Origin of the sequence: Nocardia puris (assembly GCF_003315035.1) — a bacterium.
GTDB lineage: Bacteria > Actinomycetota > Actinomycetes > Mycobacteriales > Mycobacteriaceae > Nocardia > Nocardia puris.
The window spans coordinates 376,506-399,156 of the sequence record NZ_QNRE01000002.1 but is presented as its reverse complement, the minus strand read 5'-3'; the positions used below and the strand labels follow the sequence as shown (position 1 = coordinate 399,156).

Genomic DNA, 22,651 nt, shown 5'->3' with positions numbered 1-22,651 from the left:
TCACGCCCCCAGATCTATCTCGGTGCCGATCCCCTGTTTCCGCGCGGCGTCGACGAGCAGCCGGGCCGCCGCGAGGTCCTGCAGCCCGACGCCGAGGGAGTTGTAGAGGGTGATCTGGTCGGCGCCGGTGCGACCGGGTTTCGTGCCGGCGACGACCTCACCGATCTCGGTGTCGATATCGGCGTGCGCGATCGCGCCCTCCCGCAAGGGGATCAGCACGTCCCCGGATTCGCTCAGCGCCGTCAGCCTGCTGTCGACCACGACCTTCGCCCGCCGGATGCCCTCGGTGTCGATTTCGCGATGATCCGGCCGAGGCGGCGCGCCCACCGCGTTCACGTGCAGGCCGAGCTCGAACCACTTCCCTTGCACCACAGGTTCTTTCGCCGGGGTGAGCGTGCACAGCACGTCGGCGGTGCGGACCACCTGTTCCACGGAGTCCGCGACGTCGACGCCGGTGCCGGTCGCGAAGGCCCGCGCGGTCACCGTGCTGCGACTCCACACCAACACCTTGTCGAAATCGTGCACCGCGCGCAGCGCCTCGAGGTGGGTGTGGGCCAGCGCGCCGGCACCGACCAGGCCGAGCACCCGACTGTCGGGACGCGCGAGTTCGGCGGTGGCGACCGCCGAGGCGGCGGCGGTGCGGAACCGGGTGACGGCCGCGCCGTCGATGAGCGCGTCGCAGGACCCGTCGTCGGTGGCGACGGTGAGGATCGCGGAACGCTGTGCGGGCAGGCCGTATTCGCGGTTGCCCGGCATATCGGCGAGCAGTTTCACCGCGGCGAGCCCGGCGCGGCGGGACAGCGCGGCCATGGCCAGGAAGCGGGAATCCGTGCCGGTCAGCCGCATCGCCGGCGGGGCGGGCAGCACCGCGTCGCCGCGTGCCAGGTCGGCGTGCGCGTGCCGCACCGCGTCGATCACCTCGGGCAGCACGAGCAGGGCGAGCACCTCGGAGCGGGTGAGGATCAGGGTCATCGGGCCTTGGCCTCTCGGAGGAAGGGGACGGTGAGGGTGGCGGGGGCACGGCTCGCGCCAACCAGACCGCTCACGGCGAGCACCGCCAGCAGGTAGGGGGACATGACCAGTACGGCCGTCGGCAGGTGCAGTCCGAACGACGGCGCGGCGAACTGCAAGGCCTGGGCCAGCCCGAAGAACAGCGCGGCGGCCAGCGTGGGCCAGGAGCGCCACCGGCCGGCGATCACCGCGACCACGGCGAGGTAGCCCGCGCCCGCGGTGAGGTTGTCGGTGAACGCGTGCACGTCGGCCAGCGCCAGGTGCGCGCCCGCCAGGCCGGCGGTGAGGCCGGTGAGCAGGACGACGCCGTAGCGGATCATCCGCACGGGCAAGCCGGAGCGGTCGGCGGTGAGGGCGTCCTCACCGACGGCGCTCACCGCCAGCCCGAGCCCGGTGCGGTGGCTGAACAGCACCGCGAGCAGCACGGTGACGGCGATGGCGAGGTAGCCGAGCGCGGTCTGGCCGAACAGGGCCGGGCCGAGCAGCGGAATGTCGTGCAGGAGTGGGATTTCCAGTTTGTCGAAGCCGGGAACGCCACGGCCTTCGGTGAAGTAGAGGCGCGCGCCGTAGGTGGTCGCGCCGAGGGCCAAAGCGTTGGCGGCGATGCCGGTGACGATCTGGTCGGCGCGCAGGGTCACGCTCAGCACCGCCTGCAACACCGCGACCAGTAGCGCCGCCGCGGCCGCGCACAGCACCCCGCCCGCCGCGCTGCCGCTGGTGTGCGCGCCGATGGCCCCGGCGAACGCCCCGGTGAGCATCATCGCTTCGACGCTCAGGTTCAGGACGCCGGCGCGTTCGCTGATCAGTTCGCCCGCCGAGGCCAGAGCCAGCGGGATGGCCAGCCGCACACCGCCGTCGAGGAGTTCGCCGAGCGCGCTCATCGGGTGCCCTCCCCGCGCAGCAGGATCGCCGCGCCGGCGACCAGGATGATGAGCAGGCTCTGCACCACCTGCACGCTCGACGCCGGAACTCCCGCCGCCAGTTGCAGATTGATCCCGCCCGAGGACAGCAGGCCGAAGGCGAGGGCGACACCGCAGACGGCCGTGAGCGATCCACGTGCCAGCAGTCCGACGACGAGCCCGGCGAAGCCGTATCCCGAGGTGAAGTGCTCGGCCAGGATGAAGGGCACGGTCGCGACCAGGCCCGCCCCCGCGACGCCGGCCAGCCCGCCCGCGACGGACAGCGACCCGAACCGCAGCTTCCCGACCGGTAGGCCGAGCCGGGCCGCGGCCGGTTCCGAGTGCCCGACGGCGGTGAGGCGCGTGCCGGTTGCTGTGCGCCGCAACACGATCGCGGTGATCACCGCCGCGGCCACCGCGACGATCACCGCGACGGTCGCGGGCGATCCGGGTGTGCCGAGCAGTGGCAACCGAGCGCCTTCGACCAAAGGCGGTGACTGCGGGAGAGTTTCGGCCGAGGTGACCGGCTGGCGTAGCAGCCCTTCCTCGTGCACGACCAGCAGGACCAGGCCGAGTCCGACGAAATTGAGCAGCAGCGTGGTGATCACCTCGCTGGTGCCCCGCCACACGGTGAGCCAAGCCGCGATCCCCGCCCACGCCGCGCCCGCCGCGAACCCGGCGAGCAACACCATCGGCACCCCGACAGCGGTGGGGGTGTTCGCGGGCAGGTGGATGCCGACGGCGGTGGCGGCGATACCGCCCAGTGCCAGTTGGCCTTCCGCGCCGACATTCACCAGTCCGGCGCGCTTGGCGATGGTGAAGCCGGTGCCGATGAGGGCGAGCACGGCGGCCGCGTTGAGCGCGCTGCCGAATCCGTAGGGGGAGCCGAACATCCCCGCCCACAGCGCGTCGGCGGCGGTGACAGGGTCCGCGCCGCTGAGCACTACGAGCCCGAGTCCGGCCAGCAGGGCTATGAGCACCGCGCCGCCGTAGACGGCGAGGTCGCGCAGGGTGCCGGGGGAAGGTGTGCGGCGGAGGTCGAGCCGTGGCGCGGTGCGTGGCGGGTCGGTGGTGAGGGTGGTGGTCATGATCGGGTTCCGAACGTGTCAGGGCGTACTGGGGTGTCTGCGGGAGGTGTCTCGCTGGATGGCAATTGGCCGGAGCGCCACAGGAATTCGTGGTACTTCGGGTCGAGGGCTGAGCACGCCGAGGCGGTGGAGATCCCGCGCGAGCTGAGCGGTGGGCGCGCGCCGGCGGAGTGGACCGAGCGCTTCGCCACCCTGGCCGGGTTGTGGGCGCCGGATTCCCAGTAGGTGCTCGCCGACGCCCAGACCGAGGCGATGCCCTCTAGCGGCGGGGATGGATCGTCCGCCGGGTATGCGCGGGCCTGTGTGGCACGGCTGGACGGCCGCCGCATCTGGAGACCCCTGCCCGGTGTCCGCCGCGCTGTGCTCGCCCGAGCCGCGCGCTCTGTGCTCATGACGCGGTGCCCAGCATGAGGTGGGCGATGATGTCGGGCGCGCCGGGGTCGGTGGGATCGACCGGGCCGTGCAGGCGGCCGCGATAGGCGACAAGGATGCGGTCGCAGAGGGTCAACAGCTCCGGCACTTCGTGGGAGATGACCAGCACCGCCGCACCGGACGCCGCCGCGGCGCGCAGACGGCGCAGCACACTGTCCACCGCGCCGAGATCCAGTCCGCGCGTGGGGTGCGCGGCAACGAGGCAGCGCAGCGGATCGAGCGCGAGTTCGCGCGCGACCACCACCTTCTGCTGGTTGCCGCCGGAGAGCGTGCGCATCGGCGCGCGGGGGCCGGGCGCGGTGATGCCGTGGTGTTCGATCGTGCGGGCGGCGGCGGTGCGCAGGGCGCGCCGGTCGAGCAGACCGCGGCGGCGAAAGTCGGAAAGCCTGCCCAGATAGAGGTTTTCGGCGACGCTCATGGCGGGGATGCAGCCCTCGTGGTGCCGGTCCTCCGGGATGACACCGAGTCCGCGCGCGGTGCGCCGGGCCGGAGGGGCGTGCGTGATGTCGACGCCGTCGAGGGTGATGCTGCCGCCGCCGGGGCGTCGCGCGCCGCCGAGTACCACGACGAGTTCGCTCTGCCCGTTGCCCTCGACGCCCGCGATGCCGGTGATCTCCCCCGGTCGCAAGGTCAGATCCAGGTCGTCGAGGGCGCGGCCGCCGTCGCCGCGATCCAGCCGGAGGCCGGAGATGCGCAGCACCGGTTCGCCTTTCGGCATCGCGCGCGGCGCTCGGGCAGTGACCACGCCGGTGGTGAGCGCCGAGTCCAGCGCGCCCGCCTCGCGTCCGATCATCAACTCCACCAGCGTGTTCCGGCCGAGTTCGCGCAGCGGGCCCGATCCCGTCACCCGGCCGCCGCGCAATACCGTCGCGCGATCGCCGGCCCGCTCGATCTCGCCGAGTTTGTGGGTGACCAGCACGACGGCGCGATCGTCGGCAGCGATGCGGCGGCAGGTGTCGAGCAGCGCGTCCACCTCGGCGGGCGCGAGCACGGCGGTCGGCTCGTCCAGCAGCAGCAGTTCCGGTTCGCGCAGCAGGCATTTCACGATCTCGACCCGCTGGCGCTCCCCCACGCCGAGCGCGCCCGCGCGGGCGTCGAGATCGACGCGCAAGCCGTAGCGGTCACCGAGCGCGGCGGCGCGGGCGGCGAGTTCGCGGCGCGGCAGGCGCAGCCGCAGGCCCTCGCCGAGCAACAGGTTCTCCGCGACGGTGAGGTTCGGGACCAGGCTGAAATGCTGATGCACCATGGCGATTCCCGCACGCAGCGCGTCGGCGGGGCGGCGCGGCGCGTAGGGGCGGCCGCGCAGGCGCATGCTCCCTTCGTCCAGGGTCGCGCCGCCGTAGACCAGGTTGCACAGCGTGGATTTGCCCGCGCCGTTCTCGCCCAGCACGCAGTGCACTTCACCGGTGTGCGCGGTCAGGTCGACGCCGGCCAGCGCGCGCACCGCGCCGTAGGTCTTGCCGACGCCGGTCAGCTCCAGGGCAGCGACCACGAGCACCTCCTTATTGGTATACCGTTAAGTTGCCCTGCCGGTGTGGCGGACGGATTCCGTCCGTGTTTCGGCCACGAAAACCCGTCGCGGAGGTGGCTAATGTGGAATCCCGTGACCGCTCCCGCCTCCCTGCGCGACCGCGCCTACCAGACCCTCAAGCGCCGTATCGTCGAGGTGGACCTGCGCCCTGGGACCCGGCTCGTGGAGCGGGATCTGGCCGCCGACCTGGAGGTCTCACGGATTCCGCTGCGGGAGGCGCTGCGCATGCTGGCCGCCGACGGACTGGTGCTGCTGGTCCCGTCCAAGGGCGCGCTGGTCGCCACCTTCTCCCCCGCCGACGTCGCCGATCTCTTCGACGTCCGGGAAGCACTCGAATCACTGGCGGCTCGGCTGGCCGCCCAGCGCGCGACCGCGGTCGGGGTGTCGGCGCTCGCGCGGCGACTGGACGAGGCGCGCGCGGCGACGGCGGCTGGTGACCGTCCGCGCATCGCGGCGGCGAACGCGGCCTTTCACGCGGAGATCATCGAGATGGCGGCCAATCCCCTGCTCACCACGCTGACGGCGCCGCTGGCCGCGCGCACGGAGTGGTTGTTCCACCTCACGGCGTCGCGCGATCCGGGTGAGCAGTGCTCCGAGCACGAGCACCTGTTCGACCTGATCGCGGCCGGTGATGCCGAGGGCGCGGCCGCGTGCGCGTTCACCCACGTCACGGCCGGGCGCGAGCTGAGCGTCGCGCTGGCCGAATCCTGGTCGGACCCCGAGTTCGACCCGGTGCTGCTGGCCAGTGGCCGGCGTCGCACCCGCAAAGGCTGAGGCCGGCGTGGCACGATCACCCGATGACCACCTTCCCGAGCCCCGAGGACCTCGCCCGCCGCACCGCCGCCGCGGTGGACGCCGCCGTCGGCGCGGGGCGTGAACTGGGGCTCGAGGTCACCGAGGCGGCGGTGCTGCACGACGTGTTCTCCGTCGTCGTGCATCTCGCGCCCGCGCCCGTGGTGGCGCGGATCCCGACCGTGCTGCCGCCGTCCACGGATCCGGCGGCGCTGGCGCGGCGTCAGCGGGCCGAGTTGGCGGTGGCGCGGTGGCTCGCCGAGCGGGGCACGCCCGTGATCCCGCCCAGTTCGCTCGTGCCGCGGGAACCCGTGCGGCGCGGCGGGTTCTCGATGACGTTCTGGGAGTTCGTCGCCGAGGATCGCACTGTGACGCCCGACTACACGGCCAATTCCGACCTCACCGCCGAACTGCACGCCGCCCTGCGCCAGTATCCGGGTCCGCTGACGTTCCTATCCTCGGCCGAGCCCGAGTTCGTCACGGAAAGCCTTGCGGCGCTGGCGGATTTCCCCGACCTCATCGGTGCGGACGATCTGGATCGGGCGCGTCGCGAGTGGCAGATCCTGGAGCCGCTCGTGCGCTCGCGCGCCGCGTTCGAGAACGCTTTCCCGGGCGTCGATCTCCAACCGATCCACGGTGATTCCCCGCCCGCCAACGTGTTTCAGGGTGTGGACGGGTATCGCTTCTCCGATTTCGAGCTGGTGACGCTGGGTCCCGTCGAGTGGGATCTCGCGGGGCTGGGTCCCGAGCTCGAAGCGGCCTACAACCGTGGCGCCGAACACCGCGGACTGCGCACGCTGCGCGAGGATGTCCTCGGCTTCGCCAACGCGGTCGGCATGCTCCGCGCGATCGCCGTGCTCACCCTCGCGCCGCAGCTCCCGGCGATCATCGAGTACGTGAAACCCGCCCTCGACCAATGGCGGGCCATGCCGTTCGCCGGTGGGGTGCGCTGAGCCGCCGGGTCGTGGCCCCGCGCACGACGGCCTGATCCGGCAGGACGGTCGCCGCCGTCGCGAGCGTGGCCACCTTCGTCACCACCATGACGATGTTGATCGCCGTCGGTGTGCGGGTGTCGTTGTAGGCGTAGAACACTCGCATCTGCAACATCACCGGCGAACGGAGCGAGCCCGAACGCCGAGCAGGCTACCGCCAGGCCGATCAGCCGGGCGGCGTCGTCGTCGACCCGGCCGACGACGACGCCGATCTGGCTGATCACCGCGTATCCCAGGAGCCAGCCCAGGACCGGTATCCCCGATCGCACGGGACGCCACGTGTACGGCACGGGGCGCACCCGCCAACTCCATCGGAAGCCGTTGCGCCGTAACGCCGCGACCAACCAGACCGTTTGCCCCGCGATGCCGGCGGTGGTGCCGATACCGAGGGTAGTCGGGCACCACATCCCCTCGCTCGCGAACCGGACCCGCCCAGCCTGCGGATCGAGTCGCGGTGTGGTTCGGGCCGGAAACGCTGAATCGCTGCTCTCTCACTCTTTCCTCGCGTGGGCGGGTGCGGGTGTGCGCCATGGCGGCCGTTGGAGGTAGGTGGCGGCGCGGAGAAGCCATTCGATGGGGCCGTAGCGGTGGCGGGTCAACCACCAGGCGCTGAGGAGGAGTTGGGTGGCGTAGGTGAGGAGGGCGAGGGCTAGGACGCCTGCGGGTGGGATGGTGTCGGCGAGGGCGAAGCCGTAGCCGGTGTAGAGGACCATCAGGACGACGGACTGGCCGATGTAGTTGGTGGCCGCCATGCGGCCGGCGGGGGCGAGCCAGGCGGTGGCCGCCGCGGTGCGCGCCGCACGCGCCAGCAGGATGATGCCCGCGATGTAGGCGAACGTCATGAGCGGGTTCACGAGTTGCTGGATCCCGAACCAGAATCCGGGGGCGTCGAGCCAGTCGACCTTGTCGGCGAAGGTGATCACCGAGACGGGCAGACCGACGCCGAGACCGAGGACGAGCACCCGCGGGGCGAGCCGGTCGGTCGTCTCCCGGTCCTCGAACAGTCCGCGTTTGCCCGCCGCCATGCCCAGCAGGAACATGGCGAGGCTGGTGACGCCCTGGGTGAACCAGATCAGCAGCAGGAACAGCGGCGCGACCTCGAGCTGGATCTGCAGGGTGTCGATGAAGCTACCCAGGTATCGGTCACCGATCGCGGGCAGGTCCATGATCTCGCCGAACCCCTTCACATCGGAGCCGGTGTCGGACGCGAACCCCCACAGCGACCACACCGCGTACAGCACCGCACCGGTGATCACGGCGGTGCGCGGCCGCATCTTGCGCATCGTGATGAGCAGCAGGCACAGCACCGCGTACAGCGTGAGGATGTCGCCCACCCACAGGAAGAACACGTGTGCGAGCCCGACCGCAAGCAGGGCCGCGCACCGGCGCAGCAGTCGCGCGTCGGCCGACGCGCCCGCGCGCTGCGCGGCCGCGATCTGCAAGGTGAACGAGTAGCCGAACAGGAACGCGAACAGCAGGTAGAACCGCCCGGAGAACAGGGCGTCGACCACACCGATCACCGCGTTGTCGATCGGCCCCTGGAAGGTGGGCACCGGATGCTCGCGGGTCCCCTGGAAGGACCAGAGCGAGGTGGCCACGATGACGTTGGTGACGAGGATGCCGAACAGCGCGAACCCGCGCAGCATGTCGAGCTCGTCGATCCGTCGACCGGCGGAAGTGGCTGCGGGCAGCGCGGATTCGGACATGGACCGACCGTAACGACGCCCGCCGCGCCGCCGCGTCCCCCACCGGAGCTATTTCGCGCACCGCGTGCACGTGCGTGTGTACTCCTCGAGAGGTAGCCCGCGTAGCCGAAAAGAGTGATCCGTCAGCTCAGATCGCCGACTTCCAGATGGATCTGCCGCTCGACCTCGAACTCGGCGAGCAGACCGCGCTGCCCGTCCGCGTCGGCCCGGAACGCCGCGACCACCACTTCCCCGGTGCGCAACCGCTGCCCGTGGAATTCGCGCTGCCCGAGGATCACCGGCTGCGCCACCGCGAAACCGCCGGCGAACACCTCGTCCGAGCGCGGTTCGCCGAGCAGATCGGTGACTCCGCCCGGCACCCGCCGGACCGCCGCGATCTGGTCGAAACTGGGCCGCCGCCCGATCCGATGCGCCAGGTACCAGTGGCCCGGCCGCCCGAAGCACAGGTGGGTGGGCCGTCCCGCGAGTCCGAACGGCTCCAGCCGGGCGGCGAAGACCACCGACCGCACGGTCGCCAGCACACCCGTGGCGATCATCGGACATCCCCGGCGCGGGTCACCGCGGAACAGGGTGCCGCGCAACTCGGTCACGGGCCGTTCGGATGCTGGGTCGAGGTCGGCGGGCACGAAACCGTCCCCGACGAAGGTGTGATTGCCGAGGTAACCGACGCGCAGATCGGCGCCGAGCGCGCCGCGTCCGCGTTCGTCCAGGTCGACCGACACGATCGCCTGCACGTCGGAGGGCGGTTCGAACGACGGGAGGTGCGAGAGGTAGCAGTCGGTACCGGTGCCGAACACCACCATCGCGGGCGCGACGGTGGTGGTGGACGCGGCGGGCGGCCGGGCGCGATCGTGGGTGTGCAGTCCGAACATGCGTGGCTCCTAGCGGCCGGTGACGATCCCTCTCATACGGGGGTGATCGTCACCGGCGGCCGGAACGCAACATTTCGGCTATCAGTTCAGGGTCCGGGTGACTCCGTCGAGCAGCCGGTCCTGCGTCTCGAGGGTGGGCGGGTCGATCACGTCGATCAGGTCGGCGGGCGCGGCCACACCCTGGGCAGCGGCGACGCGGGCGAACTCGGCGGTGTCGCCGGTGCGGAAGCCGTGTTCGGCCGCCAGGCGGCGCAGTTCCGGGTCGGTGGAGAGCAGGCGTCCGAGCCGGTCGCCCGCTTCGTCCAGCGGGACCAGGGTGTGCGTGGACAGGATCGTCGGTGACGGGTAGGTCAGGACCATGTCGGGCGTGATGCGTCCGTCGGCGGCGGCCTCGATGAACTGCGCTTCGTAGATCATCACCAGCGGCGAGGGACCCATGCCTCCCGACAGGTACTGCTCGAAGGGCCCCGCGCTGGAGTTCTCCGCGAACCCCTGCCCGGTGAACAGGCGCGCCATCAGCGGCAGTACCCGCTGCTCGGCCTCGGGCCCCTGCACGTTCGCGTGGTCATTGGCGACGAACGCGGCGATGGCCAGGTACATGGCGGCCGAGTTGGACGTGCGCGGATCGGTGGTGGAGACCAGGATGTTCTTGCGCACCGGGTAGGTGGTGTTGGCGGGCAGGTGCGCCCATTCGGTGTTGCGTCCGGCCAGCTCGAGGTAGCGCGCCATGTCGAAGGTGGGCGCCGGGCCGGGGCGCAGCACACCGGCGGCGGTGAGCAGGTCGGCGATCGGCCGGAAGGTCGCGATCGCCATGGGCGAGGAGAACGGCGTGTGCTTGGCGGTGAGGCCGCGCTCGCGCAGGATCCGTTCGGCGGCGGGCGCGCTGGCGGGGAACGCGAACCCGTAGCCGTCCAGCGCGGTACCGCTCATCTCGCGCGACCCGGCCGGAGTGGCGTCGACGGCCAGGCCGTGTGCCGCCAGCGCCTCGGCCACGCGCGGATCGGCGAAGAACGCCATCTTTTCCGAGCCGACGAGCCCGCGCAGGGTGATGACCGGCTCGGCGGCGGGTCCGGCGGCGGGCTCCGCGCCGGGCTGGCGCAGGACGAGCACAGCGATCACGACCGCGACCACCGCCAGCGCGCCCCCGATCAGGGCGAGGGAGCGTTTGGTGAGCGGGTTGGCGCCGACCACGCCGTGCTTCGGACCGGGGCGGGTTGTGTCGCGACGATTGGAGCCGCGGTTCTCGGGTTCGCTGGAAAGGGCGGACGCCGTTCCGGATTCGACCTCGCCAGCGTTTGTCTGGCCGGGGGCGCCCGGAGCGCCGGTCTCCGAACCCTCGGCGCGCGAATCGGTTCCGGCAGGGTCCTCGGCGGACTCCGCGGGCTCGCCGGGTCGGGCGGACTCCGCCGCCGGGTCGACTGTCGTGCTTCCCTCGGCCGCACCGGGTCGGGCGACACCGTTCCCCGCAGCGGCCACTACAGCGCCGGCCGCGACCGGGCCGCTCGCCACCTGGTCGAACCGCGCCGTCTCCGCACCGTCCGCACCCGGACGTGACGCAGCGGTCGACTCGGACTCACCCGCCTCCGCGGCCCCGGATTCCGGCGACCCGTCCCCGGCGTCTCCCACGCTTTCGGACCGGGCACCGTTCCCGCCGGGCACCAGCACGCGGGTCGGCTCGTCCGAGGGATCCGGCTCTGGCGCGCTGTGCGTGTCGGCATCGATCGCCGAGGTGCCGAGGCTGATCCGTTCGGTCACCTCCTCCGGCTCGGCGGCGGGCTCCCCGGTTTCCAAGGTCCCGCGCGCGATCCGCTCGACCAGGACCGGCACGAACTCGCGCACGGGGCTGTCGGCGAAGCGGGCGTGCGCGCCGTCGATCACGGCCTCGACGTGTTCGGGGGTATGCGCGGGGGTGTAGGTGGCGACCAGGCTGTCGGTCAACCGGCGCATGGCCTGTTCTTCACGGGTGGTGTCGACAGCCACCAAATCTCCTCGGTGTCACGGCTCGATCGGGCTCGCGCGCCACCCACACCCGGGCCGCGCGCGCCGAAACCATACCGGCATTCCGGGCATGCCGACACTCGGCGCGAACCCGCATCACCTGCCGATTCGGGTGCGCGCGAACCCCTTCCGGCCGTCACCCCGACGGACCGCGCACTCCCCTATCGCCCCTGCTCAAAGCCCTGCCGCAGCCCGACATCCCGCCTAGGAACGATCCATCGCGACGCGAACCCCTCCCCACTCGGCAACGCCCAGAGTTCAATCCCGCCTCCACCGCGAGACATCACCCAGTACCTTCGTGTTCACCCACCAGCGCGGCGATATCGGGCAGCGCCCCGATCCGCTGTGTGGCCGGACGTCCCGGCGCGGCGGTCTGCGGGGAACCGGTGGCACGCAGCCGATCGCGGATCACCGACGGCGTCTGCCGGGTGCCGGTGATGCCTTGGTAGGCGGCGATCGCGCCGACGACGATCGGGGACGCGCTGGAGGTGCCGCTGAATTCGTCGGTGTACCAGTAGTCCTCGTCGCTGCCGCCCTGGAGGTCGCCGTAGCCGGTGGTGGTGACCTCCCGGCCCCAGCCCTGCGCGTCGACGCGGGATCCGTAGTTGGAGAAGTCCAGACGCGATCGGGCCGGTCCGTGATCGCGGCCGTGCGTGCCCGGCGGTGGCGCGCCCGCGCCGACGAGGATGGCGCCGGAATCGTCGGCGCCGCCGCGGAACGGGTTGCGCCAGCTCTCGGGAAAACCGGTGGGCCGCAGGTCGTAGAGGGCGGCATCGAGGTCCTCGGCGCCGTTGCCCGCCGCCTCCACGACGATCACGCCGCGCGCGACGGCGTAGCGGATGGCGGCGAAATCGTCGGGCCACCACTCGATCGCGATGTAGCCGAGTTGGTCGGGCCGGGCGCGGTAGTTGCGGCGCGGGCCGGGACGGTGCAGTTCGAGCAGGATGATGTCGCCCGCCGACAGCGCGTCGGCGGCGGTGCGGATGGCGGCGGCCGATCCGTTGTCGAACACCGACACCGCGCGGATATTGGCCTCGGGCGCGATCCCGGTGATGCCGTAAGCGTTCACGTCGCCGCTGATCTCACCGGCCACCGCGGTGCCGTGGTCGCGCCAGCCCGGATCGTCGGTCTGCCCGCCGATCACGCCGCCCTGGTTCTGGGTGAGATCTTCGTGGGTGAACCGCCACGCCCCCTCGATATCGATCACCCGCACGCCGGTGCCGCGCCCGCCGGGTTTCGTCCATGCCCAGCGGGCGCCGATGCCGTTGGGCGCATCGTCCAGATAGCCTTGGCGGGCTTCGAAATTCGGGGTGGCCGGGGGCGTGTCGGCCTCGGACCGGGTGGGCGCCGACAACGGGGCGAGGGGTGGTTCGGCGGGCGGTTTGACGTAAGCGGCGGCGACCGCGTCGTCGTGGAGCAACGTGTCGGCTATCGCATCGAGGTGGTCGGCGACGCCCTGCACGCAGAAATAGTTGAGGTAGTCGGCGCCGACGTCCTCCTGATCGGTGCCGCGCAGGCGGCCGGGCAGCCGGTTGGCCGGGCCGAAGACGCGCGCGAGACGCGCACCGGCGGGCAGCAGCGTGGCCAGATGCGATTCACCCGCGGCGTTCTCGCGCAATGCGATCGGGCCGATGGGCCGCGACTCGCCGTGCGTCACCACCACCAGTTCGGCCGGTGACGTGGTCGGACCGGCCGCCGGGGGCCGTGGGGTGCTGCGCCGCTGATCCGTGGGTGCCATAGAGACAGTGAACCCGCTGCGCGCGCGACCCGCCAGTTCAGTTGGGCGGCACCGCCACCCGTGGCGTGTCCGGCAGCGTCACCGCCCGCACGCGGACCCGGCCGAACAGCATCTCCAGCGCGCCCAGCACCACCAGTCCGCCGCCGATGACGAAACCGAGGGTCTCCAGCCGCTCCAGCGGCACCATGATCGCCACGATGCCTGCCACCATGCTGAACAGGCCGAACAGTTCGTGACGCCCGCCCGCGGCGAGGCCGTCGTCCCAGGCGGCGACGGTGGCGTGCACGACGCCGCGCACCGTCAGGCTCAGTCCGACCCACATCGCCAGCAGCGGCACGGAATTGCCGCCGCGCAGGCAGAGCACGGCCATCACGATCGACAGCATCGCGCTCACCGCGATCAGCAGGCGCAGCGGCACCGCGAATTTCGCGCCGAACGCGAGCCACATCTGCGCGGCCCCGCTCATCAGCAGGTACAGGCCGAACAGCAATTCCATGGTGGGCACGGACTTCTCCGGCCACACCGCCATCAGCACGCCGAGGGCGATCGAGCACAGACCCGCGACCAGAACCACTTCCCGTCCCCCACGGACCCGTGATTCGACACGCCCCTCACCTTCGTTTCCGGGCATAGGCACATGATATGACCGAACCACATAGTTAACCGTTGGTTAGCCACATTTCTGCGAAGAGGGTCACATCCGGCCGGTCAGGCGGTGCGGGGCGGCGTGTCGTGCTACCCGGCAGCGTGTGCCACGAGCACGACGCCGCGCTCAGTGGTCATTTCGCCTGTCCGCCAAGGGGCGTGCACGACCGTTCCCGACGGCTCGGAGGCGCGCAGTACTCGGGGCAGCGTCAACGACGCGTGCGGTGTGGTGATCACGGTCGAGTCGGCATCGTCGGTGACGGTGAATTCCGTCGGCGCGGGGATCGGCAAGGGATCGGTGACGGTCACCGTCGGGTCGGGTGCGTCACTCTCGTTCTGCGCCTGCGGCACCGCGCGTCCCGCGAGCAGGTCGGCCAGCACCGCGACCACCACCGGGTCGCGCGTGCCGTCGTAGATCCATCGTGTGCCGAGCACACCGTGCTCGGACGTGCCGATGAGTGAATCCGCGCCACCGTCACGCGGTACGCCGCGATAGGCCATGGGCAGGTTGTAGGTGACGGGTTCGCCACTCGACGTGTCCGTGACGAACACGAACTCGATGCCGACCTCCCCCGCCGGATCGTCCAACCGGAACCCGCCCGCCCTGGCGAGGACCGGCGTCGCGCCGCCGCGGAACCAGGGTCGCGCGGGTAGCCAGCGCGCGAGCAGTTCCGGTTTGCTGGGCGTCATGGTGGTGCGATGGATGACAGCCATCTCCGCACCCTATCCGCTCTCGCCGGTGAATACCGGTCGCGCCGTGTCGCTCTCGGCGAGCAACCGGTCGAGCTGTTGTTCGGCACGTTCGGCGCGCGCGAGGACTTGGGCGCGGGCGTCGTCGAGCGCGGCGATGCGTTCGGCGGCTTCGGAGCGGGCCCGGTCGAGCGCGGCCGCCGCCTCCGCGCGCCGGGTGACCGCCTCGGCCGCGGCGGTGCGGCGCAATTCGGCGAGTTCGCTTCGCGTGCTGTCGAGTTCGGCGCGCAGGCGCGCGAGTTCGGCGCGGGTCTCGGCGAGCGCCTCGGTGCGTTCGGTGGCGACCTGTTCGGCGCGTTCGATGGCGCGTTCGGCGTCGGCGGCGCGCTGCACGGCCAGGTCGCGTTCGGCGCTCGCGGCGGTGATGCGCTGGGCGGCGTCGGTACGGACCTGTTCGATCTCGGCAGCGGCTTTGCGGCGCGCCTTCTCCACGTCCTCGGTGGCCTGCTGCCGCGCCCGCTCGATATCGTCGGCGGCCTCCTTGCGCGCCGCGCGGACTTCGGCTTCGGCGGCGCTGCGGGCGGCGAACACGTCGTCGGCGGCCTGCTTCGTGACGTGCTCCACTTCCCGCAACGCGTCCTCGCGGGCCGTATTCGCCTCGGCGACCAGCGCTTCGGCGCGCTCTGCGGCGAGGGTCGCGTCCTCGGCGGCGGATTCGGCGGCCGCCCTGGACTCTTCGGCGTCGCGGCGCGCCTGTTCCGCCGCGACGGCGGTCATCTCGGCTTCGGCGATGCGGCGCGCGGCGTCGGCCTGCACGGCCTGCACCTGGGCCTCGGCGACGGAAGGGTCGGCGAGCGTGGACAGTTCGGCGACCGCGGCGTTCAGATTCGCCGAGAGTTGTTCGGCCAGCCCGCGGAACTGGACCAGCAGCTCGTCGGCGCGCGCCCGCGCCACCGTCACCGGACCCGCGGGCGTCACAGTGACGGAACCCGCGGGTGCCTGCGACTCCTGTTGCTGCCGTTGCCTTTCCCGCCACGCCCGCCACCGCGTGTGCTCGGGATGGTCGCAGTACTCCGACGGACGACCGGGCCCTCCCCCGCGCGTGATGGGCCTGGTGCATCCCGGGTAGCTGCATACGCTCGACACCCGGTGAATCGTAGCGGGACGCGCGGGGCGTTCACCGTCACGACAGGTCCGGCGCCGCCTCGATCCCCAGCGCCGCCAGGAACGCGGTCGCCGCCGGTGTGCCGCCCGAGCGGCTCCACACGACGTACTCGACGCGGGCGGGGGCGTCGGTGACGTCGAGCCGCACCACACCGCTGGGCTGCGGTGACCACGCCGACGGCAGCATCGCCACGCCCAGGTTCTGCTGGACGAGCCGGACGATGAAACCCGGGCTGGTCACCTCGAACGCCACCTCCCGGTCGATGCCGGCGGCCGCGAACGCCAGGTCGGATTGGGCCCGGCCCGCCGATCCTGCCGGGAAGTCCACGAAGACCTCGGTAGCGAAGCGACGGATGTCGACGGAGGATTCCCCGGCGAGCGGGTGGTCCGGGGCGACGATGGCGATGAGCCGATCGCGCAGGAGTTCGTGGACGGCGACGCCGCGTGGTCGCGCGGTGGGCGGCAGGCCGAGGAACGCGACATCGAGGGCGCCGTCCTCGACCTGGACGGCGAGTTCTTCGCTGGCGCCGACGCGCAGACTCACCCGCACGTCCGGATACCGCGCGCGGAAATCCCGCAGCGCGGAGGGGATGTCGACGGCGGCGACGGTGGGGATCACCCCGACGGCCAGACGCCCGCGCACCTCGCCGAGGGCCGCGGCGACCTCGGCGACCGCGCGGTCGGCAGCGTCCAGGCACTGCCGGGCGGCGGGGAGGAACGCCTCGCCGGCCGGCGTGAGCCGGACGCGACGGCTGGTGCGTTCGAACAGCCGCGCGCCGAGTTCGCGCTCCAGGCGGGCGATCTGGTGACTGAGCGCGGACTGCACCACCAGGCAGCGTTCGGCGGCGCGGGTGAAATTGTTCGTCTCGGCGACGGCGACGACATAGCGCAGTTGCTGGAGTTCCACCGATCAATCATGAATCACGATTGATACGGTGACAAACATGTGTTGGACTCATTGATACCGGCGGGCGAGACTTCGAGGGTGACCAGTCCACGTGCTTCCGCCGGGAACTTCCCGCTCATTGCGCTCACCGCGTATGCCCCGCTCGTCTGGGGCACCACCTACGTCGTCACCACCGAACTCCTCCCGCCGGGGCACCCCTTGTTTGCGGGGTTGCTGCGCGCGCTGCCCGCCGGGCTGATCGCGGTGGCGATCACCCGGATGCTGCCGCGCGGCGACTGGTGGTGGAAAGCGGCGGTGGTGGGGGTGCTCAATATCGGCGGTTTCTTCCCGTTCTTGTTCCTCGCCGCCGAGCGACTGCCGGGTGGTGTGGCGGCGACATTGGCGGCGGCGCAGCCGATGATCGTCGCCGTGCTGGCCGTGGTTGTGCTGCAAGAGAAGTGGTCGGCGTGGCGGTTGCTCTGGGGCGCGATCGGCGTGGCGGGCGTGGGGTTGGTCGTGATCGGGCCGGCCGCCCGGCTCGATGCCGTCGGCGTCGCGGCGGGGTTGGCCGGTGCGGCGTCGATGGCGCTCGGCGTGACGCTGACCAAGCGGTGGGGACGCCCGGACGGCGTGGGGCCCACGGCCTTGGCCGGATGGCAGCTCACGGCGGGTGGCTTGTTCCTGGTGCCCGTCACGTTCCTGTTCGAAGGTGCGCCACCGGCGATCGACGGCGGTGCCGCGCTGGGCTATGTCTGGCTCGGTCTGTTCGGCGGCCTGCTCGCGTACGTGGTGTGGTTCCGCGGTATCACCACCCTGCCGGTGAATTCGGTGGCCGTGCTCGGGTTGTTCTCGCCGCTGGTCGCGGCGGTGCTGGGAGCCGTGTTGCTCGGCCAGTCGCTCGGGCCGGTGCAGCTCGTGGGGTTCGCCTTGTCGCTGGCCGCGATCGTCGCGGGGCAGCTTCCCGCGCCCACTCGTCCGCAACTCGTTGTCGCCACCGTGGTGAAGGAAGAGGTATCCCGGTCGAAAATGCCAGTGGGCAAAGGCATTTCACGGTAGCCTACTAGACAGCTACCCGCCGAAGGAGAGCGCACTGTCGACCGCGAACCGGCGCGGACACGCGACCCCTGGCGGCGGTGGACGCGATGCGGGGTCGGCCGTAGTGCGCCGCTGGTGTGTCACGCGCTGTTGCCGGACGAGGCGGACAACACCGACGTCTCCGAGCCGCCCACCCCTACCACGAAGACCTCCCCACGACCAGGGCACGCCACGTCCTGCAACCGCGCAAAATCCGGGCCTACTTTCGCCGACATGAGACTTCCACACACGAAAGGCGCGCGACGGCTGGGCGCCACACTCCTGCTGGCCGGGATGCTGGCGGCATGCGGCTCGGAACCCGCCCCCGCGACCCCCGACCGCTATATCGTGCCCGGGGATCGAGTGTTCCCGGGCGGGATCGCCTACCACGAGCCCACCGCCGAGTACTTCGTCGGCAGCACCCGCGACGGCACGGTCTTCCGCGGGCGGCTCGACAACCCGGAGGCCACGCCGTGGTTGCCCGGCGGATCGGGCGGGCGGACCACGACCAGCGGACTGGCGGCGGACGGGAACGGCCGGTTGTTCATCGGTGGCGGCCCGACCGCGCGGTTGTGGATCCACGACATCGCCACCGGTGAGCTCCTCGCCGAATTGCCCGGTGTGGCGGGCGGATTCGTCAACGACGTCGCCCTCGCCGAGGACGGCTCCGCGTACGTGACCGACTCGATGGCCAACGTGATCTATCGGGTCACCGAGCACAGCGGCGGCTGGGAGATGCGGCCGTGGCTGAACCTCGCCGATACGCCGGTGCCGCGCGTGGACGGTCACAACCTCAACGGCATCGTCGCGGCCGGCCGCGACGCCCTGCTGACCGTGCACAGCATGACCGGCGGCCTCTACCGCATCGACCGGAACACGCAAGAGGTCACCGAGCTCCATACGGGTGGCACCCGCGCGTACGGCGGCGACGGCCTGGTCCTGGACGCGGACACGCTCTACGTCGTCCAGGGAGGGCTCTCACCGCTGAATTCCCGCCCACAGGTCTCGGTCCTGCGGCTCGCTCCAGATCTCGCCGCAGCCGAACAGGTGTGTGCCCGTACCGATCCCGGTTTCCGTCACCCCAGCACCGCCCGCTTGGCCGGGGACCGGCTGCTGGTGGTGAACAGTCAGTACAACACCGGACTGCGCGACGAGACACCGGAGCTGCCGTTCACCGTCTCGGCCCTCGACACCACCGCGGGCTGCACCGGCTGATCACCAGGGCAGGGGGCGCGTGGTGGTCGCGGTCGGCACGATCGTCTGCCCGCTCACGAAGCGGCTCCACAGTCCGAACCGAAGTTGCTGCCCGGGCAGGGCGTGCGATTCGACGAAGCTGTGGGTGCCGCGGGCGTCGGTGTGGGTGGCACCGAAGGAGACCCGGAACCGCGTGGTGGCCGAGCGTTGCGAGGGCGGCAGCGCCGAGGGCAGGATCTCGTCCGATCCCCACGCGTACTCGCCGTCGTAGGGTGCCGCGACGGGTTCGAAGGTGTTGGCGAGGATCGCGCCGGTGGCCGGGATCGTGATCAGGACGCCTCGGCCGCCGTCGGCGTGAATGGTGTTGAACACGAAGACGTCCGCCTCGCCCTGCGAGTAGATCTCAGCGTGTCCCTCCCCCACCTTCGAGCCCGGCGGGCACGCACCTATCCCGTCGGCGGCGATCACCTCCCGCGCGCACACCGGGAACGCCTCGGGGTTGAGGTGGATCGAGCGATCGAAGAGGAACACGAACTGCGTTGCGGGTGAGGGCTTCTCGCCCGACTCTGTCCGGCTGGTGCGGTCGAATTCCACCGTCACACCGGCCACGGTGCCCCGGTCGGGACGGACGGTCGCCGCGAGAGCGTCGAGGTTGGCCGGCCCTTCGGCGTGGTCGGCGGGCGCTTGCGGGCCGTGCGGGGTGGGGTGCGGGGCCGTCTCGCCGTGCGCGGCCGGCGCGCTGACGGCGAGCGCGGCGGCCGCGAGGACGAGTGCGCGCTGAGCGATGGGGGTCTTCATGGGGCCATCGTCGTCCGCGCGCACGCCCGCATCCTGGTCATATCGTGACCAGGTTGGGGACGCGCATCGGCTCTAGGGTGGCGGCAGATCGGCTCGGCGGTAGCCGACGTATCGAAGGGACCACCCGTGTTCAGAACTCTCGCGAAACCGATCCTGTTGCTCGGCCTCGCCGTCGGCGCGACCCTGACCCCGGCCACCTTGTCGTCGGCGGCGCCCGACCTCACCGGACCCGTGCTTCCCGTGGCCTACGGCGCCGCGGGCCCCTACGACAGCAAATCGTCCTGCGAGTCGGCTCGCAAGTCCGCGATCGACGACGAGAAGGTCAAGTGGGCCGGGCCCTGCTTCGAGAAGGGCGGCACCAAGGCGAATCCACGGTACTACTTCGAGTACTACTGATCGCCGCCCGGACAATCCCTCGAGCAGGTGAATAGCGTTGAATCACAGCATAACTCGCGCACGGCACGCCGCTTCGCAGCAAGGTCACTCCGTCCGGCGGCACGGTCGGCGTCGACGACACGCGAGGAATCCCGACGGACTCGCCGGTAGCCCGACAGTGTCGTCCCCCGGCACGAGGGCACGTCGTCTGGTCTGCGCGGCTTTGGTGGTCGTCGCCCTGGCCGGATGCGGAAGCGCGGAGGAGCACGACGTGCGCGATGTCGCCGACGCCGCCATGGACCGTTTCGACGCCGGGTGGCGCAGCGGGGACTGGGATCCCTTCCTCGCCGTCCTCACCGACGAGTTCAGCTTCCGGTTCCCCGAGGAGCCGGCCCGCGGGGCCTTCGAGGGCACCGAGGGCCGTCGCCGGATCGAGGACTGGGCGCTGCACCACGGACGCTCCGGAAACCGGGTCTCGGGCACCAGGATTCGCACCGATGTCGTCGGGACGCGGGTGATCTACGAATACCGATCCCAGGGCATCTCACCGTCCACGGCCGCCTATCGCAATCGCGAGATCATCATCGTCGAGACCGAGGGAGATCGCCTCAGCGCCCTGCACGAGTACTGGGGAGACGCCCGTCCCGCCGACTCGTGACACCCGGCGAGTACTACGACGTTCGCGGACCGGTGTACCGGAGGATCCACAGGCCCTGATTCTTGTCGGTGATGTAGAGGTAGCCGCGGCGATCCACGACGACGTCTTCGGTCTGCGTGACGAGTGCGCCTTCGGGCATGGGGCCGTACCGGTGGGTCGGATCGGGCGGGAGGAAGTAGCCGGTCTCGCGGATCGCGTAGGGGTTGGCGACATCGTAGACGCGCAGTCCCGCGTTGAAGTGGGCGATGTAGAACAGGTCACCCTGGCGCTGCACGTCAGGGTGGTGCTGGTGGTGGTTGATGTTGTGCGGGCCGCGCCAGCCGCCGCGCGTGGCGAAGTCGCGGAAGGGCGCGTCCGGCGGTGGCACCGGTTCCGGGAACAGCGACAGCAGATACGGATTCGATGGATCGCGGATGTCGACGATCGAGGCGTGGTGCGCGGCGCCCTCGGCGTAGTGGGTGTGTTCGGAGTTCACGAACGCGATCCCCCGCTCCGGGACCGGGAGGATGCCGTGCACGCCGAAGCGGGAGTGGAACGGCGGGCTGAACGACAGATGCCCCACCTGTCGCGGGCGCGACACGTCGGCGATGTCCAGCACGACCATCCCGGCGCCGCCGTAGGGCAGGTAGGCGTGGTGGCCGCTGACGTAGGCGGGTCCGTGCAGCGACACGTCGTGTCCGGCCGAACAGCACGGGCTCCCCGTGGCGAGGTGGCCGTCTTCGGCCGCCCGGCCGGGTGGCATGGCTTCGCCGCCCGCCGCGTGCTGGCCGGGCACCCACCACCGGCCCGCCTCGACCGGGTTTCTCGGGTCGGCGATGTCGACGATGAGATAGATATTGCCGCGATAGCCGGGCATCCCGGCCGCGAGGTGGACGTAGCGGCCGCCGGGATAGTGGTTGCGGTGGGTGCCGGTGCCGCCGGTCCGGAAGTGCCCCAAGCGCGCCGGCCGCACCGGATCGCTGATCTCCCACAGGTAGATGCCCTCCTCGAACGCGGCCTCGGGGACGCCGCCGAAGTTCGGGAAGATCTGTTCGAGGGCGGTGACCATGAGGTCGCCGTGCAGGTCGACCTGCAGGGTCCACGTGTTGTCCGGACCGGGCACGAAGGCCGCGACTTCGGGGCGTTCCGGGTCGGTGACGTCCACGACGCTCCAGCCGGAGTGCCAGAAGTGGCCGAGGTAGAGGTACCAGCGCCCGCGCGACTCCCGGACGGCCATCTTGAATCCGGGCCGGCCTTCCAGATCGCAATAGCCGACCGCCTCGATGTTGTGCGCGTAGGCGCCGGGAGTCGCGACCGGTGCCGCGCTGTCGGGTGCGCAGGCGGTCACCACTCCGGCACCGAGAGCGAGTGCCGAGGCCCGGAATACATCGCGCCGGGAGAAGGGAGAGCTGGTCATTCGGTGTCCTCGTTCGTCGATTCCACTTGCGGTTCCGACGATTCCGCGCACCGCCCACCCGGCCAACACCCGCCCGAGCGGAAGGACATGCCTACCGTAGGTTCATCAGGACCACCTTTACGGGGCGGCGATGTCAGCCGGTGAGGTAGCCGCCCGAGGCGTCGAGGTCGTGGCCGAGCACCGCGCCGGCGTCGTCGGAGGCCAGGAACATCGCGACGGCGGCCATCTCCTCGGCGCGCACGATGCGTCCGACGGGGTAGTCCTGGGCGATCTGGTCGTACAGGGACTGGTGGATGTGGCGTTTCTGTGGCTGCCCGCGGACACCTCCGGGCTGCACACCGCCGTGGTCGCCACCGAGGAACGCATGGTGGCCAGGTCGGCGTCGCCTCCGCTGGCCGCCCGGCCGGCCCTGACGCTGGCCGACCTGCGCGACGAGCCGATCCTGTGGAACCTGGGACCCGCCTCGATGGCGGCCTACACCCACCCCGAGCTGATCTGGCGTCCCGTCACCGACCTCGACCCGTTGCGGATCGCGGTGGCCTGGCCGCGGACCTCGGTCAACCCGCTGGTGCCCGCCTGTGTGCGGGCCGTCCGAGCGCTGGCGACGGAAGGTTGATACCCGCTCCGAGCCCGTCGCGGGGCGCGATGCGGGTCCGCACGGGCCGAGAGCCGGCTCGATGCCGCCGATTTCCGGGCAAGTGGTTCGAGGACG

Annotated in this window: 23 protein-coding genes; 8 read left to right on the top strand and 15 right to left on the bottom strand. The window is 71.3% G+C overall.

Going from position 1 to position 22,651, the window contains the following annotated elements:
* Genes DFR74_RS07390 through DFR74_RS07380 form a run of 3 tightly spaced genes read right to left on the bottom strand, consistent with a single transcriptional unit; the run spans position 1 to position 2,998 of the window.
* On the bottom strand, positions 1–972 hold the full coding sequence (locus DFR74_RS07390) for an ornithine cyclodeaminase family protein (protein WP_067501743.1): 972 nt from the start codon (positions 970–972) through the stop codon (positions 1–3).
* Complete coding sequence (locus DFR74_RS07385; RefSeq protein WP_067501746.1) at positions 969–1,892, bottom strand: ABC transporter permease; 924 nt, start codon at positions 1,890–1,892, stop codon at positions 969–971. The genes DFR74_RS07390 and DFR74_RS07385 overlap by 4 nt, the downstream gene beginning before the upstream one ends.
* A complete protein-coding gene (locus DFR74_RS07380; protein ID WP_067501749.1) occupies positions 1,889–2,998 on the bottom strand; it encodes an ABC transporter permease subunit in 1,110 nt (369 codons plus the stop codon). Before DFR74_RS07380 ends, DFR74_RS07385 begins: the two co-directional genes overlap by 4 nt.
* A gap of 33 nt (positions 2,999–3,031) precedes the next feature.
* Between DFR74_RS07380 and DFR74_RS07375 the strand changes: the two genes are divergently transcribed.
* A complete protein-coding gene (locus tag DFR74_RS07375; RefSeq protein ID WP_067501751.1) occupies positions 3,032–3,223 on the top strand; it encodes a hypothetical protein in 192 nt (63 codons plus the stop codon).
* Positions 3,224–3,386: 163 nt separating this feature from the next.
* Here the strand turns inward: DFR74_RS07375 and DFR74_RS07370 are convergent, their stop codons facing one another.
* Entirely contained in the window at positions 3,387–4,922 is a 1,536-nt protein-coding gene (locus tag DFR74_RS07370) for an ABC transporter ATP-binding protein (protein WP_067502145.1), read from the bottom strand.
* 111 nt (positions 4,923–5,033) lie between these two features.
* Between DFR74_RS07370 and DFR74_RS07365 the strand changes: the two genes are divergently transcribed.
* The gene (locus DFR74_RS07365) at positions 5,034–5,735 is read left to right on the top strand and encodes a GntR family transcriptional regulator (RefSeq protein WP_232331582.1); all 702 of its coding nucleotides are present in this window, start codon (positions 5,034–5,036) and stop codon (positions 5,733–5,735) included.
* Positions 5,736–5,758: 23 nt separating this feature from the next.
* Positions 5,759–6,706 (top strand): phosphotransferase, encoded by a 948-nt coding sequence (locus DFR74_RS07360; protein ID WP_067501757.1) that lies wholly within the window; start codon positions 5,759–5,761, stop codon positions 6,704–6,706.
* Between the two features lie 530 nt (positions 6,707–7,236).
* On the opposite strand, the gene DFR74_RS07355 is transcribed toward DFR74_RS07360, so the two are convergent.
* The 8 genes from DFR74_RS07355 to DFR74_RS07320 all read right to left on the bottom strand — a co-directional run bounded on the left by DFR74_RS07355 (position 7,237) and on the right by DFR74_RS07320 (position 16,465).
* Positions 7,237–8,451: a DUF418 domain-containing protein gene (locus tag DFR74_RS07355; RefSeq protein ID WP_067501759.1), complete on the bottom strand. Its 1,215-nt coding sequence runs from the start codon at positions 8,449–8,451 to the stop codon at positions 7,237–7,239.
* Positions 8,452–8,573: 122 nt separating this feature from the next.
* On the bottom strand, positions 8,574–9,323 hold the full coding sequence (locus tag DFR74_RS07350; RefSeq protein WP_067501762.1) for a hypothetical protein: 750 nt from the start codon (positions 9,321–9,323) through the stop codon (positions 8,574–8,576).
* 81 nt (positions 9,324–9,404) lie between these two features.
* A complete protein-coding gene (locus tag DFR74_RS36600) occupies positions 9,405–11,303 on the bottom strand; it encodes a three-helix bundle dimerization domain-containing protein (protein ID WP_198161645.1) in 1,899 nt (632 codons plus the stop codon).
* A gap of 301 nt (positions 11,304–11,604) precedes the next feature.
* Positions 11,605–13,059 carry a S8 family serine peptidase gene (locus tag DFR74_RS07340; protein WP_084537216.1) on the bottom strand — a complete coding sequence of 485 codons (1,455 nt, stop codon included), beginning with the start codon at positions 13,057–13,059 and terminating at the stop codon, positions 11,605–11,607.
* Positions 13,060–13,096: 37 nt separating this feature from the next.
* A complete protein-coding gene (locus tag DFR74_RS07335) occupies positions 13,097–13,690 on the bottom strand; it encodes an HdeD family acid-resistance protein (RefSeq protein ID WP_067501769.1) in 594 nt (197 codons plus the stop codon).
* 104 nt (positions 13,691–13,794) lie between these two features.
* Positions 13,795–14,418 carry a maltokinase N-terminal cap-like domain-containing protein gene (locus tag DFR74_RS07330; RefSeq protein ID WP_067501772.1) on the bottom strand — a complete coding sequence of 208 codons (624 nt, stop codon included), beginning with the start codon at positions 14,416–14,418 and terminating at the stop codon, positions 13,795–13,797.
* A 9-nt stretch (positions 14,419–14,427) separates the two neighbouring features.
* Positions 14,428–15,372, bottom strand: a complete 945-nt coding sequence (locus DFR74_RS07325; RefSeq protein WP_067501775.1) for a coiled-coil domain-containing protein — start codon at positions 15,370–15,372, stop codon at positions 14,428–14,430.
* A gap of 205 nt (positions 15,373–15,577) precedes the next feature.
* Complete coding sequence (locus DFR74_RS07320; protein ID WP_067501778.1) at positions 15,578–16,465, bottom strand: LysR family transcriptional regulator; 888 nt, start codon at positions 16,463–16,465, stop codon at positions 15,578–15,580.
* Between the two features lie 78 nt (positions 16,466–16,543).
* On the opposite strand from DFR74_RS07320, the gene DFR74_RS07315 reads away from it, so the two are divergent.
* Both DFR74_RS07315 and DFR74_RS07310 read left to right on the top strand, forming a co-directional pair.
* Positions 16,544–17,500: an EamA family transporter gene (locus tag DFR74_RS07315; RefSeq protein ID WP_084537218.1), complete on the top strand. Its 957-nt coding sequence runs from the start codon at positions 16,544–16,546 to the stop codon at positions 17,498–17,500.
* 252 nt (positions 17,501–17,752) lie between these two features.
* The gene (locus DFR74_RS07310; RefSeq protein ID WP_067501781.1) at positions 17,753–18,733 is read left to right on the top strand and encodes an NHL repeat-containing protein; all 981 of its coding nucleotides are present in this window, start codon (positions 17,753–17,755) and stop codon (positions 18,731–18,733) included.
* Here the strand turns inward: DFR74_RS07310 and DFR74_RS07305 are convergent, their stop codons facing one another.
* Positions 18,734–19,510 carry a hypothetical protein gene (locus DFR74_RS07305; protein WP_067502154.1) on the bottom strand — a complete coding sequence of 259 codons (777 nt, stop codon included), beginning with the start codon at positions 19,508–19,510 and terminating at the stop codon, positions 18,734–18,736.
* A gap of 126 nt (positions 19,511–19,636) precedes the next feature.
* Between DFR74_RS07305 and DFR74_RS07300 the strand changes: the two genes are divergently transcribed.
* Both DFR74_RS07300 and DFR74_RS07295 read left to right on the top strand, forming a co-directional pair.
* Complete coding sequence (locus tag DFR74_RS07300) at positions 19,637–19,906, top strand: hypothetical protein (RefSeq protein WP_067501784.1); 270 nt, start codon at positions 19,637–19,639, stop codon at positions 19,904–19,906.
* Between the two features lie 250 nt (positions 19,907–20,156).
* A complete protein-coding gene (locus DFR74_RS07295) occupies positions 20,157–20,543 on the top strand; it encodes a nuclear transport factor 2 family protein (RefSeq protein ID WP_147265756.1) in 387 nt (128 codons plus the stop codon).
* A 13-nt stretch (positions 20,544–20,556) separates the two neighbouring features.
* Here the strand turns inward: DFR74_RS07295 and DFR74_RS07290 are convergent, their stop codons facing one another.
* Both DFR74_RS07290 and DFR74_RS37000 read right to left on the bottom strand, forming a co-directional pair.
* A complete protein-coding gene (locus DFR74_RS07290) occupies positions 20,557–21,939 on the bottom strand; it encodes an LVIVD repeat-containing protein (RefSeq protein WP_067501790.1) in 1,383 nt (460 codons plus the stop codon).
* Positions 21,940–22,072: 133 nt separating this feature from the next.
* Entirely contained in the window at positions 22,073–22,276 is a 204-nt protein-coding gene (locus tag DFR74_RS37000; protein WP_198161646.1) for an SDR family oxidoreductase, read from the bottom strand.
* Here DFR74_RS37000 and DFR74_RS36595 point away from each other — a divergent pair.
* Entirely contained in the window at positions 22,202–22,555 is a 354-nt protein-coding gene (locus tag DFR74_RS36595; protein WP_228801654.1) for a LysR substrate-binding domain-containing protein, read from the top strand. The genes DFR74_RS37000 and DFR74_RS36595 overlap by 75 nt on opposite strands.
* Positions 22,556–22,651 lie beyond the last annotated feature (96 nt).

Excerpts from the sequence above, each read along its gene's own strand:
- DFR74_RS07335 (WP_067501769.1), bottom strand. The coding sequence starts at position 13,690 with ATGCCCGGAAACGAAGGTGAGGGGCGTGTCGAATCACGGGTCCGTGGG.
- DFR74_RS07330 (WP_067501772.1), bottom strand. The coding sequence starts at position 14,418 with ATGGCTGTCATCCATCGCACCACCATGACGCCCAGCAAACCGGAACTG.
- DFR74_RS07390 (WP_067501743.1), bottom strand. The coding sequence starts at position 972 with ATGACCCTGATCCTCACCCGCTCCGAGGTGCTCGCCCTGCTCGTGCTG.
- DFR74_RS07360 (WP_067501757.1), top strand. The coding sequence starts at position 5,759 with ATGACCACCTTCCCGAGCCCCGAGGACCTCGCCCGCCGCACCGCCGCC.
- DFR74_RS07385 (WP_067501746.1), bottom strand. The coding sequence starts at position 1,892 with ATGAGCGCGCTCGGCGAACTCCTCGACGGCGGTGTGCGGCTGGCCATC.
- DFR74_RS07310 (WP_067501781.1), top strand. The coding sequence starts at position 17,753 with ATGAGACTTCCACACACGAAAGGCGCGCGACGGCTGGGCGCCACACTC.
- DFR74_RS07355 (WP_067501759.1), bottom strand. The coding sequence starts at position 8,451 with ATGTCCGAATCCGCGCTGCCCGCAGCCACTTCCGCCGGTCGACGGATC.
- DFR74_RS07380 (WP_067501749.1), bottom strand. The coding sequence starts at position 2,998 with ATGACCACCACCCTCACCACCGACCCGCCACGCACCGCGCCACGGCTC.
- DFR74_RS07290 (WP_067501790.1), bottom strand. The coding sequence starts at position 21,939 with ATGACCAGCTCTCCCTTCTCCCGGCGCGATGTATTCCGGGCCTCGGCA.
- DFR74_RS07305 (WP_067502154.1), bottom strand. The coding sequence starts at position 19,510 with ATGAAGACCCCCATCGCTCAGCGCGCACTCGTCCTCGCGGCCGCCGCG.
- DFR74_RS07350 (WP_067501762.1), bottom strand. The coding sequence starts at position 9,323 with ATGTTCGGACTGCACACCCACGATCGCGCCCGGCCGCCCGCCGCGTCC.
- DFR74_RS07340 (WP_084537216.1), bottom strand. The coding sequence starts at position 13,059 with ATGGCACCCACGGATCAGCGGCGCAGCACCCCACGGCCCCCGGCGGCC.